The sequence below is a fragment of the Rhizobium sp. BR 317 genome (assembly GCF_047445835.1).
Classification (GTDB): domain Bacteria; phylum Pseudomonadota; class Alphaproteobacteria; order Rhizobiales; family Rhizobiaceae; genus Rhizobium; species Rhizobium paranaense.
The window spans coordinates 56,708-69,375 of the sequence record NZ_JARWLB010000002.1 but is presented as its reverse complement, the minus strand read 5'-3'; the positions used below and the strand labels follow the sequence as shown (position 1 = coordinate 69,375).

Here is a 12,668-nt window from a genome sequence, read left to right as displayed (position 1 = left end):
GAATATAAAATCTTACATGAAATCGGACAGAGAAATAACTTTACTGTGAAGAAGAAATGCTTGCAAAAAGAAGGCGCCAAGATGGCGCCTTCTTTTATGTGATTAGTGATAAAGGTCAGCCGAGATTGAGTTCTTGGAAGAAATCGTTGCCCTTGTTATCGATAACTATAAAGGCCGGGAAGTCTTCAACTTCGATTTTCCAGACTGCTTCCATGCCGAGCTCGGGATATTCCAACACCTCGACCTTTTTGATGCAGTCCTGAGCGAGACGGGCGGCCGGGCCACCGATCGAGCCGAGATAGAAACCGCCATGTGCCTTGCAGGCCTCGCGCACGGCGCGCGAGCGGTTACCCTTGGCGAGCATTACCATGGAGCCGCCGAAGGACTGGAACTGGTCCACGTAGCTGTCCATACGCCCGGCCGTCGTCGGGCCGAAGGAACCGGAGGCGTAGCCGGCGGGCGTCTTGGCAGGGCCAGCGTAGTAAACCGGGTGATTCTTCAGATAGTCCGGCATGCCCTGACCCTTTTCCAGGCGCTCGCGGATCTTTGCGTGCGCAAGGTCGCGGGCGACGATGATCGTGCCGGTCAGCGAGAGGCGGGTCTTGACCGGATGCTGCGACAGTTCCGCCAGGATCTCGGCCATCGGCTTGTTGAGGTCGATGCGGACCATCGATTCGGAAAGCTTGGCCTCGTCGATTTCGGGCATGTATTTCGACGGATCGGTTTCGAGCTGCTCGATGAAGATACCGTCGCGCGTGATCTTGCCCTTGGCCTGACGATCGGCGGAACAGGAGACGCCAAGGCCGATCGGCAGAGAAGCGCCATGACGGGGCAGGCGGATGACGCGGACGTCGTGGCAGAAATATTTGCCGCCGAACTGCGCACCGACGCCGAGGCTCTGCGTCAGCTTATGGATTTCCTTTTCCATTTCGATATCCCGGAAGGCGTGCCCGCTTTCGGAGCCTTCCGCGGGAAGACAGTCGAGATAGCGCGTCGAGGCAAGCTTGACCGTTTTGAGGTTCATCTCCGCCGACGTGCCGCCGATGACGATCGCCAGATGGTAGGGGGGACAGGCAGCCGTGCCGAGCGTCAGGATCTTTTCCTTGAGGAAATCCAGCATGCGATCGTGGGTGAGCAGCGACGGCGTGCCCTGATAGAGGAAGGTTTTGTTGGCCGAGCCGCCGCCCTTGGCGACGAAGAGGAATTCGTAGGCGTCGGTGCCTTCTTCGTAGATGTCGATCTGGGCGGGGAGATTGTTCTTGGTGTTCTTTTCCTCGAACATCTTGATGGGCGCGAGCTGCGAATAGCGCAGGTTCTTCTTCTCGTAGGCGTCGAGCACGCCCTTTGCCAGAGCCGCGCTGTMGCCGCCTTCGGTCCAGACGCGACGGCCTTTCTTGCCCATGATGATCGCGGTGCCGGTGTCCTGGCACATGGGCAGCACACCGCCGGCGGCGATATTGGCGTTTTTCAGCAGATCATAGGCAACGAAGCGGTCGTTATCGGTGGCTTCGGGGTCTTCTAGGATCGAGGCCAACTGCTTCAGGTGACCGGGGCGCAGCAGGTGATTGATATCCGCGAAAGCCGTCTCGGCGAGCAGGCGGATGCCTTCCGGGTCCACAGTCAGGATTTCCTGGCCCTTGAACGTGTCTACGGAGACGTAGTCGCCGGAAATCTTGCGATAGGGAGTGGCGTCGTCGCCGAGGGGAAAGAGATCGTCAGCCATGCGGGGGACCTTTCAATGCCTTGATGTGGCGGAGGAGACGTTTGCGAACGGTCTAAATCCGGCAAGGGTCAAATGCAATTGGTTGGATGCTATCTCGAAATTTCAAAAGGGAGGTTGTCATAGGGCATACGCGGGTCGGGTGGATTTTCCGGTGGGGAAATCTTGTGCCGGCCCCCTCACCCTAGCCCTCTGCCCGCATGCGGGCAGAGGGGACGGCCGTGCAAGACAATGGCGTTGGGAAATTCATAGTTTAACGAGGTAAACTCCCTCGCCCCGCATGAGCGGGATAGGGTTGGGGTGAGGGGGCCGGCAGACCATTGCGTCAGCCGGAAACCTGCCTGACGATCAATAAACGGGGAATTCACTTCGGCCCAATCATCGTTTCCGGACGAACAATTGCATCATAATCTTCTGCCGAGACCAGACCGCTCGCCAAAGCCTCCTCCTTCAACGTCGTACCATTCTTATGGGCCGTCTTGGCAATCTTGGCGGCATTGTCGTAGCCGATTTTCGGAGCGAGCGCTGTCACCAGCATCAGTGAACGCTCCAGGCCGGCCTTGATATTGTCCTCGCGCGCCTCGATGCCGACGACGCAATTGTCGGTGAAGGAAACGGCGGCGTCGCCGAGCAGTTGGACCGACTGCAGGAAGTTATAGGCCATCATCGGATTGTAGACGTTCAGCTCGAAATGACCCTGGCTGTCGGCAAAGGTCAGCGCGGTATTGTTGCCGAAGATGTGAATGCAGACCTGCGTTAGCGCCTCGCACTGCGTTGGATTGACTTTGCCCGGCATGATCGACGAGCCAGGCTCGTTTTCCGGCAAAGCCAGCTCGCCAAGGCCGGAGCGGGGGCCGGAGCCGAGCAGGCGGATATCGTTGGCGATCTTGAAGAGAGCGGCGGCAGCGGCATTGATGGCGCCATGGCTGAAGACCATCGAATCATGGGCGGCTAAGGCCTCGAACTTGTTCGGCGCGGTGACAAAGGGCAGGCCGGTGATCTCGGCGATCTCGTTCGCCACCTTTTCCGCAAAGCCGATCGGCGCGTTGAGGCCCGTTCCGACGGCCGTGCCGCCCTGTGCGAGTTCGCAAAGGCCCGGCAGTGTCAGTTCGATCCGCTTGATCGAAGACGCAACCTGGGCGGCATAGCCGGAAAACTCCTGGCCAAGCGTCAGTGGCGTGGCGTCCTGCGTGTGGGTGCGGCCGATCTTGATGATGTGGGCGAAGTCCGAAACCTTCTTTTCCAAGGCGGCATGCAGATGCCGCAGAGCCGGCAGCAGATGATGGACGATCTGCTCGGCGCAGGCGATATGCATCGCTGTCGGGTAGGTGTCGTTCGACGACTGGCTCATATTGACGTGATCGTTCGGATGCACCGGCTTCTTCGAGCCCATGACGCCGCCCAGCATTTCAATCGCGCGGTTCGAGATCACCTCATTGGCATTCATGTTCGACTGCGTGCCGGAGCCTGTTTGCCAGACGACCAGCGGGAAATGCTCGTTGAGCTTGCCGTCGATCACTTCCTGCGCCGCCTCGGCGATCACTTTACCGAGAGCGGGATCCAACTGGCTAAGCTCCACATTGGCGCGGGCGGCGGCCTGCTTCACAATACCGAGGGCACGTACGATCGACAGAGGCTGCTTCTCCCAGCCGATCTTGAAGTTGCCGAGCGAGCGCTGTGCCTGCGCGCCCCAATAGCGGTCGCTTGCCACTTCGATCGGGCCAAAAGTGTCGGTTTCGGTGCGGGTGGAGGTCATTGTCCCTGGTCCTGCTTTTCCGTTGAAAAGGATAGCTGTCATATAGGTCCGAACAATGCGCAAGGAAACAGCGGAAGGAGATTTTATGAGTGTTTCTATCATGTTTTTGACACGATAAGGAAGGCCGTGTTCTTTTTAACACGCTCGATAGATATTCTTCAGAGCGTCTTTATTGCCACTCAAAAACCGCGCGAAAATTCAATAAAAAATTAACTAATAATTTCATAATTTTGTGTGAACTAAACCGCGAAGTTCGCTTTCGCTTTTTCACACAAAGTTGAGGCATTGAACGAAAGACGGGGTCTGGCCGTTTTAATTCTAATGGTTAAACGGTGTTTGGAACATCGCGGCCGAGTTGATTGGAAAACAGCACCATCTGTCTCGAAACTACCGCTTGATACAGGGACTGATTAGAGAATGAAACTTGTCACCAAAGCCGCAGCATCCGTTCTGGCTCTTTCCTGCTGCATCGCCGCCGGCGCGACGTCCGCAAATGCAATGTCTCTCATGGACTTCATTCGCGGCGGGCAGGGACGCCAGCAGAGCACGCAAATCTCCGCCCCGGTCACGGCCAATCAGGCACCGACTGGTCTTGGCGCCGATGCGCCAGTACAGGCAAAAGAGCCGCTGCCCAGCGTCAGTGCGCCTAAATATTATACCTACAAACCCGATCCCATGCGCCTCGTGGCATCGAACCGCTTTGCCGATCCGGTGGTAACTGGCGCGGTCGCCGACGCATCCGCTACGCCGGTTGCGGTCGACACCAGCGCTTCGCAGCGTCGCTATCTGACCGAAGCTCGCGTGATGGCGACGAATGACGTCGCCAAGGCGCTCGAGGCTTACTATGCCGATCAGAGCAAGCCGCTCGTTTGGGTTGCCGACAACGCAGTCGGTGACAAGGCGAAGGCTGCCATGGCTGTTCTGGCCGATGCCGGCTCCGTTGGCCTTGATCCTGCCGACTATGCTGTCCAAGCGCCGAGCTTCGATCCGGCAAGCGTCGATCCGACGATGCGTGACCGCGCGTTGATGCAATTCGAACTTGCACTTTCCGGCAAGGTGCTGATGTTCGTTCAGGACACGATCCGCGGCCGTCTCGACCCGAACAAGATCTCCGGTTATCACGATTTCAAGCGCAAGGACGTCAATCTGACGCCGGTTCTCGGCCTGCTGCGTGCAAGCCCGGATGTCGCCGCCTATCTCAACAGCCGTAGCCCTTCGAACCAGGAGTTCGGGGAGCTGAAGGCTGAGCTTGCCAAGCTTCGCGCCGAAAGCGGCAATGACAGCACGCACATCTCCATCTCGTTGAGCGGCACCCTAAAGCCGGGCGGCAGTTCGCCGGAAATGGCCAACATCGTCAAGGCTATCCAGCATCGCGGCTCGGATGCGCTGAAGGTCAAGAACGCCGTGACGCTCGCTGCCTACAAGGGCACGCCGGACTATACGCCGGAGCTCGTCACGCTCGTCGAAGACTTCCAGAAGGAAAAGGGCCTGACGTCTGATGGCGTCATCGGCCAGTCTTCCGTTCGCGCCATGGTTGGCGAAAACAACGACTCGAAGATCCAGAAACTGGTCATCGCCATGGAGCAGTTGCGTTGGCTGCCGACTGAACTCGGCCCGCGCTACGTCTTCATCAACCAGCCGGCCTTCATGGTCTACTACCACAACAACAATCACGAACAACTGTCGATGCGCGTCGTCGTGGGCGGCAAGGAGCATCAGACCTTCTTCTTCGAAGATCAGGTCCAGACGGTCGAGTTCAACCCGTTCTGGGGCGTTCCGCAGTCGATCATCATCAACGAAATGCTGCCGAAGCTGCGCGCCGATCCGAACTATCTCGATCGCATGGGTTACCAGGTCGAAGTTGGTGGCCATGCCGTCGCGTCCACCAGCGTTGACTGGTATGGCTCGACGAAGAACGTCTCCGTCCGCCAGCCGCCGAGCAGCGACAATGCGCTGGGCGAGCTGAAGATCCTTTTCCCGAATTCGCATGCGATCTACATGCATGACACACCGCAGAAGAGCTTCTTCAAGAAGGATATGCGCGCGCTCAGCCACGGCTGCGTCCGTCTTGCAGATCCGCGTGCCATGGCTGCTGCCGTGCTGAACACGACGGTCGATGATATCGCAAAGCAGATCGCCACCGGCCAGAACAAAGCCGTGCCCGTGCCGCAGAAGTTCCCGATCTACATCGCCTACTTCACGGCTTGGCCGAACAAGGATGGCGTCGTGCAGTATTTCAACGACGTCTACGATCGCGATGCGGCAACGCAGAAGGCGCTCGACGCGACGACCAAGGCGCGCACCGCACAGATTTGATTGCGGATGAACTTTAAGAATACCGAGAGGCGGTCCATTGGACCGCCTTTTGTCATTTAAGTGCTTGGACCTGCAATCCTCGCGTGGATGCACGCGAAGAGGTTTCGTGTAAAGCCGAGGTAAATAAAAAAAAGGCTGGCTGGCGCTATTCCTTTGTTTCGATCCGCCATTCATGGGCGCCGAAGGTGACGTCAAAGCGCGAGAGGAACGAACGGCCGAGCAGACCGTCGATGGCACCGCCAAGTGCCATATCGTCGTTGAAGACGACGGTGGCGACGTCATTAGCCTCGACGCGTCCAATTTTCACCAGAGCCGCAGACGTTCGCGTGCCTTGCGATACGCCGTTGGCCGTCTGCAGCAAGATGTCGTTGGCGGAATCGACTTGCAGGTTGGCGCGGGACGCGAACGCCTTGGTGACGCTGACGAATCCGGCGCCGGTGTCGACTATGAAATTGCCACTGACGCCATTGATCGACACTTTGGCAACGATGACGTTCTTGCCCTGCGTTGGGAAACGATCGCTGCCTGTCGCATAGGTGGACGTACATTTTCCTTGTGCGGCATAGTTCTTGATGATGCCACGCACGACAGGGGTGTCGTTCCGATCAGGGTTGATCGAGATCCAGCTCTCCAGCGGAGTGATCGCCGCGCAATAGTCGCCGAGCGCACGGTAGCTGTCGGAAATGCCCTCATAGGTGAGGCTGTTCAGGTTTGCCACGTTCTCTGTGAGGCCGATAACTGAATAGTAGTCGCCGATGGCGTCGCGATATTTCTTTGCTCTTTGCCGGATTTGCGCTCGCAGGAAATGGTAATCCGGCACGCCCGGCGTCATCGTGATCAAGTCATTGGCGACCTTCAGCGCTTGGTCGAATTCGCTCAGATTAAGAAGAATGCTCGCCGCACTCTGAAGGGCAACATTGGAGGGGGTGCACTTATTGGAAAACGCCACAAGCACGATCGCAGCCTCGTGGCGATAACCCTGTGCCTGTAATTCCGTGCCGAATTGGTAGAGCGCGTTCCAATCACATGGCTCGCGACGCAGCATGTCAAGATAGGTGGACATCGGGTTACGACCGGCAACGACATTCGGCAGCGGATCGATATCGTACTGCTTATAGACGGCCAGCAACGCCGGATCCGGCTTCGCTGCTACCACCTTCTCGGCGTAACCAATAATGCGATCGCCATAGATGTAAGATGCAATGCCGGCGCAGAGCGCGATGCAAATTAGAACGGTGCGGAAGATGGGTGCGAAAGGCCCTTTGCGAGAGGGCAGTCTACCGGCATTGCGGTCTTCTGGGTCTGCTATGAGCAAGCGTGCGCTCCGCTGTCGAGATGCGTTGTACACTTCATCTTCGACGCACACCAAGCCGGATCATCTGTTGCAAAACCGGCCGATCGTTTCGTTTGAGCTGAGGCGTGAATGAGTTGTGGCGCAGGAGCGCGAATTACGCAAGACCCGCTACAACTCTAAGAAAAAAGACAGCGCTGGCGATTTTACGATCTGACGTTTCGCTGCTCTATGCAGCCAGCAGTCCGCGAACGAGGTCGGGTGTCAATTCGTCGTAATGCGTGATGACCCGGCTCGGTCCCAATGTTTCGACGCCGACATCGGAATAGCCGAAGGGCACGGCGATCGAAGGCACACCGGCATTGTGGGCGACCAATATGTCGTTGGCGCTGTCGCCGACCATGACTGTGCGGGAAAGTGTTCCGCCGGCGCGCTCGATGGTGCCGATCAGATGCTGTGCATCCGGCTTGCGGACGGTGAAGGTGTCGCCGCCGGTGATGACGTCGAAATAATGCGTCAGGTTCAGCCGCTCGATCAGCGTCACCGCCAGTTTTTCCAGCTTGTTCGTGCAGACCGCCAGACCAAAGCCTGCGGCCTTCAGCGCATCCATGGCGTTGACGATGCCGGGGAAAGGCTTGCTGTCGCCGGGCATGGTGTCGGTATAAAAAGCGATGAAGCGCTGCAGCAGCGGCGGCAGATCGCCGGATTCGAGCGGATGGCCGCGCAGGCGGCAGGCCCGTTCGATCATGGCTTGCGCGCCGTGCCCGACGAGATGCGTCAGGTTTTCGTAATTGACTGGAGCGAGATCGAGGCTGGCGATCGTATGGTTGAGGCTCGCGATGAGATCGGGCGCGGTGTCGATCAATGTGCCGTCGAGATCGAATACGACAAGGGGAGATTTCACGAGCAATCAGCCTTTGGGTAAGAAGAAGCAGGTCTTTTCGAGTTAAAAGATCAGGCTGGCAATTGCAACCAAAGCCTCTTTAAGCCCTGCCGAATATGGTCGCGGATTTCTATGAGGCGCCGTTATTTTGGCTTTCGTTTGCGGGGAGAGCCGTGTAAACAGCACTCCAACGTAACAATCGGGAGCAGGTGGCGCATGGACGCCCGCCAATTGAAGATCGAAGCTGCTAGAGCGGCTCTGGCCCATGTCGAAAGCGGCATGCGGCTCGGGATTGGCACGGGCAGCACGGCGGAAGAATTCGTTCGGTTGCTTGCCGAGAAGGTTGAGGCTGGCCTCGTGATCGAGGGCGTTCCGACCTCCGAGCGTACGGCAAAGCTCTGCGTCGAACTCGGCGTGCCGCTGAAGTCGCTCGATGAGCTTCCCGAGCTTGACCTTACCATCGACGGTGCCGATGAACTGGACGGCGCGCTGCGGCTGATCAAGGGCGGCGGCGGTGCTTTGCTGCGGGAAAAAATCGTCGCAGCTTCATCGGCCCGGATGATCGTCATTGCCGACCAGAGCAAGGTCGTCGAGACGCTTGGCGCGTTTCCGCTGCCGATCGAGGTCAATCCGTTCGGCCTCGTTTCCACGCGTATCAAGATMGAGAAGGCGGCATCCCGCCTTGGCCTCTCCGGGGCGCTCAGCCTGCGCCAGTCGGGCGATGGTAACTTCCTTACCGACGGTGGGCATTTCATTATCGACGCATCTTTTGGCCGCATTCCTGATGCAGAGGCGCTGTCGATTGAGCTGCATTCGATTCCCGGTGTTGTCGAACACGGGCTCTTCATCAACATGGCGACACTTGCGATCATTGCCGGTCCTGCCGGCGCACGCACGTTGCAGGCGAACAATACATAGGAGCACTGAACTCATGATCAAAATAGCGGGTCTTGGCCGTTTTGCCGCTGCGACCATCGTTCTTTCGGGAATCGCGCTCGGTTCCGCCAGCGCTCAGGAAGTCTCGGAAGAGCAGATCAAGGCCGCGCGGGCGGCAATCACCGCGCTCGGCATCACGAACCAGTTCGACAACATCCTGCCGAATCTCGCCGAGCAATTGAAGAGCACGATGATCCAGGCGAACCCGAACTTCGGTGACGCCATCAATTCGTCCGTCGATGCAACCGCACTTGCTCTGGCGCCGCGCCGCGCCGATCTCGAGCGGGAAGCTGCCGTGACCTATGCGAAGGCTTTTAGCACCGACGAACTGAAAGCGATTGCCGATTTCTACAACTCGCCGGCTGGCAAGAAGCTTCTCAAGGACGGCCCGATCGCAACGCGCGCGCTTTACAAGGCTGCCGATATCTGGGGGCAGGGCATCTCGCGGGATCTCGCCAACCAAAGCAGTGACGCTCTGCAGAAGGTTGTGAAGGCCCCGATCGCTCCCGTGCCGACGGACGCCACCGACAACGCTCAGCAGGCACCGGCGACGGCTCCAGCACAGAAGCCGGCAGCGAAGCAGAAGTAAGCTTGATCCTTTCCACGATCTCCACATTTTTCGGGATCGCGGACTAGACCTTCGAATTTCAAAGCCCGGATATCGTTCCGGGCTTTTCTTTTTGCCCTTCGAAATCCTATATCAGTGCCGATCCTTTGTCGGTGCGTTGCGTGCCGTTTCATTTCTGCAGGAGTATTCGAATGTCTTCCTTCGATTTCGATCTTTTCGTCATTGGCGGCGGTTCCGGCGGCGTGCGCGGCGCACGCGTTGCCGCGTCCCTCGGAAAGAAGGTCGGCATCGCCGAGGAATACCGCTATGGCGGCACCTGCGTTATCCGCGGCTGCGTTCCGAAGAAGCTCTTCGTCTACGCTTCGCAATATAGCGAGCATTTTGAGGACGCAGCCGGTTTCGGCTGGACGGTGGGCGAAAGCACATTCGACTGGAAGAAGCTGATCGAAGCGAAGGACAAGGAAATCGCCCGCCTGGAAGGGCTCTATCGCAAGGGGCTCGACAATGCCAAGGCCGAGATCTTCGATACGCGCGCCGAGCTGGTCGATGCCCATACGATCCGCCTGCTGAAGACTGGCAAAACCGTCACGGCCGAAACGATCGTCGTTGCCACCGGTGGTACGCCGAACCTGCATCTGGCGCTTCCCGGCCACGAGCTCTGCATCTCTTCCAATGAGGCGTTCCATCTGGAAGAGCTGCCGAAATCGATCCTGATTGCCGGCGGCGGCTATATCGCCGTGGAATTCGCCAACATCTTCCACGGGCTCGGTGTCGAGACGACATTGATCTATCGCGGCGCCGAGATCCTATCCCGCTTCGATCAGGACCTGCGCAAGGGCCTGCATGAGGCGATGGAGGCCAAGGGCATCCGTATCCTCTGCCACGACATCATCGAGCGGGTGACGAAGACGGAAGATGGCCTGAGCGTTCTGACGAAGAACGATAAGCGGCTGACGGTGGACACGGTGATGCTGGCGCTCGGCCGCACGCCGAACACCAAGAATATCGGGCTTGAGGCTGCCGGCGTCGCGGTCAACGAACTCGGTGCCATCATCGTCGATGAATATTCGCGGACATCGGTGCCGAACATCTACGCGCTTGGCGATGTCACAGATCGGGTACAACTGACCCCCGTGGCGATCCATGAGGCCATGTGCTTCATCGAAACCGTCTACAAGAACAATCCGACCCGCCCGGATCATGAACTGATCCCGACCGCCGTCTTCTCGCAGCCGGAGATCGGCACGGTCGGCCTGACCGAAGAGGACGCCGCGAAGCGGTTTCGGGACCTCGAAATTTATCGTGCCCAGTTCCGGCCGATGAAGGCAACATTGTCGGGCCGCAGCGAGAAGATAATCATGAAGCTGATCGTCAATGCCGCCGACCGCAAAGTGATCGGCGCGCATATTCTCGGCCATGACGCCGGCGAGATGGCGCAGTTGCTCGGCATTCCCGTGAAGGCCGGTTGCACCAAGGAAGATTTCGACCGCACCATGGCCGTTCACCCGACGGCGTCCGAAGAGTTGGTKACGATGTATACGCCGAGCTATCGCATCCGTAACGGCGAGCGCGTATAAAGAATTAGGCAGCAATTCCAACCGCGCACAAAAGACCATCTTGAATAGATGGTTCGCCTTTGCAAGCAGCCGGCAAAGGTTTATAAGCGCGCGTTATTTATGACGGCGAGACACTTGGCAAAGACCGAGTGCGAAAACAGGTGAGTGAGATGGCACAGAATTGGACACCGAATAGTTGGCGGCAAAAACCGATCCAGCAGGTGCCGGAATATCCGGATCAGGCAGCGCTGGCGGCTACCGAAGCGCAGCTTGCAAGCTATCCTCCGCTCGTTTTTGCCGGTGAAGCTCGTCGTTTAAAGGCGCATCTTGCCAATGTCGCCGAAGGCAACGGTTTTCTGCTTCAGGGTGGCGACTGTGCCGAAAGCTTCGCCGAGCATGGTGCCGACACCATCCGCGACTTCTTCCGCGCCTTCCTGCAGATGGCCGTCGTCCTGACCTTTGGTGCGCAACTGCCCGTCGTGAAGGTCGGCCGTATTGCCGGTCAGTTCGCCAAGCCGCGGTCTTCGAACATCGAAACGCAGAATGGCGTGTCGCTGCCGAGCTATCGCGGCGACATCATCAACGGCATCGAGTTCACCGAAGAAGCACGCATTCCCAATCCGGACCGTCAGATGATGGCTTACCGCCAGTCTGCCGCGACGCTGAACCTGCTGCGCGCCTTCGCCATGGGCGGCTACGCCAATCTCGAAAACGTGCAGAAGTGGATGCTCGGCTTCGTCAAGGACAGCCCGCAGGGCGAGCGCTACCGCAAGCTTGCCGATCGCATCGGCGAGACCATGGATTTCATGCGCGCGATTGGCATCACTGCCGAGAGCAATGCGAGTCTGCGCGAGACCGATTTCTTCACCAGCCACGAGGCGCTGCTGCTCGGCTATGAAGAAGCCTTCACCCGCGTCGATTCCACCACCGGCGACTGGTATGCCACCTCCGGGCACATGCTCTGGATCGGCGACCGCACGCGTCAGGCCGATCACGCCCATGTCGAATATTTCCGCGGCATCAAGAACCCGATCGGTCTGAAGTGCGGTCCTTCGCTGCAGGCGGACGATCTCATCAACCTGATCGATATTCTGAACCCGGAGAATGAAGCAGGTCGCCTGACGCTGATCTGCCGCTTCGGCCATGACAAGGTCGCCGACAATCTGCCGCGTCTCATTCGCGCTGTCGAGCGCGAAGGCCGCAAGGTCGTCTGGTCCTGCGATCCGATGCATGGCAACACGATCACGCTCAACAACTACAAGACCCGGCCGTTCGAGCGGATTTTGTCGGAAGTCGAAAGCTTCTTCCAGATTCACCGCGCCGAGGGCACGCATCCTGGCGGCATCCACATCGAGATGACCGGCAAGGATGTGACCGAATGCACAGGCGGCGCTCGCGCCGTCGGTGCAGAGGATCTGCAGGATCGCTACCATACCCATTGCGATCCGCGCTTGAATGCCGACCAGGCGCTGGAGCTTGCTTTCCTGCTCGCCGAACGCATGAAGGGCGGCCGGGACGAGAAGCGTATGCGCGCGCACGGCTGATCGAAAGCTGTCATCATCATTTGCAAACGGGCCGGCTCATACCGGCCCGTTTTTTGTGCAAATCAATCCTGCTGAAGCGTCCTTCACTTCTTTGCATT

At 58.4% G+C, this 12,668-nt stretch carries 9 protein-coding genes; 5 read left to right on the top strand and 4 right to left on the bottom strand.

From position 1 onward, the window contains the following. Positions 1-115: 115 nt before the first annotated feature. A complete protein-coding gene (locus QD357_RS02890) occupies positions 116-1,723 on the bottom strand; it encodes a fumarate hydratase (protein ID WP_414124024.1) in 1,608 nt (535 codons plus the stop codon). Between the two features lie 361 nt (positions 1,724-2,084). Beyond that, positions 2,085-3,476, bottom strand: coding sequence for a class II fumarate hydratase (fumC, locus tag QD357_RS02885; protein WP_107108264.1), 1,392 nt, complete (start codon positions 3,474-3,476; stop codon positions 2,085-2,087). Between the two features lie 417 nt (positions 3,477-3,893). Between fumC and QD357_RS02880 the strand changes: the two genes are divergently transcribed. Beyond that, positions 3,894-5,792 carry a L,D-transpeptidase family protein gene (locus QD357_RS02880; protein ID WP_107108263.1) on the top strand — a complete coding sequence of 633 codons (1,899 nt, stop codon included), beginning with the start codon at positions 3,894-3,896 and terminating at the stop codon, positions 5,790-5,792. Between the two features lie 145 nt (positions 5,793-5,937). On the opposite strand, the gene QD357_RS02875 is transcribed toward QD357_RS02880, so the two are convergent. Both QD357_RS02875 and QD357_RS02870 read right to left on the bottom strand, forming a co-directional pair. After that, the gene (locus QD357_RS02875; RefSeq protein WP_107108262.1) at positions 5,938-7,107 is read right to left on the bottom strand and encodes a retroviral-like aspartic protease family protein; all 1,170 of its coding nucleotides are present in this window, start codon (positions 7,105-7,107) and stop codon (positions 5,938-5,940) included. 205 nt (positions 7,108-7,312) lie between these two features. Beyond that, positions 7,313-7,987: an HAD family hydrolase gene (locus tag QD357_RS02870; RefSeq protein WP_107108536.1), complete on the bottom strand. Its 675-nt coding sequence runs from the start codon at positions 7,985-7,987 to the stop codon at positions 7,313-7,315. A 195-nt stretch (positions 7,988-8,182) separates the two neighbouring features. On the opposite strand from QD357_RS02870, the gene rpiA reads away from it, so the two are divergent. The 4 genes from rpiA to QD357_RS02850 all read left to right on the top strand — a co-directional run bounded on the left by rpiA (position 8,183) and on the right by QD357_RS02850 (position 12,570). After that, the gene (gene rpiA, locus QD357_RS02865; protein ID WP_107108261.1) at positions 8,183-8,884 is read left to right on the top strand and encodes a ribose-5-phosphate isomerase RpiA; all 702 of its coding nucleotides are present in this window, start codon (positions 8,183-8,185) and stop codon (positions 8,882-8,884) included. Positions 8,885-8,897: 13 nt separating this feature from the next. After that, positions 8,898-9,491, top strand: coding sequence for a DUF2059 domain-containing protein (locus tag QD357_RS02860; RefSeq protein WP_107108260.1), 594 nt, complete (start codon positions 8,898-8,900; stop codon positions 9,489-9,491). Positions 9,492-9,661: 170 nt separating this feature from the next. Further along, positions 9,662-11,047 (top strand): glutathione-disulfide reductase, encoded by a 1,386-nt coding sequence (gene gor / locus QD357_RS02855; protein WP_107108259.1) that lies wholly within the window; start codon positions 9,662-9,664, stop codon positions 11,045-11,047. Between the two features lie 149 nt (positions 11,048-11,196). Continuing rightward, positions 11,197-12,570 (top strand): class II 3-deoxy-7-phosphoheptulonate synthase, encoded by a 1,374-nt coding sequence (locus QD357_RS02850; RefSeq protein ID WP_107108258.1) that lies wholly within the window; start codon positions 11,197-11,199, stop codon positions 12,568-12,570. The last annotated feature ends 98 nt before the right edge of the window (positions 12,571-12,668 follow it).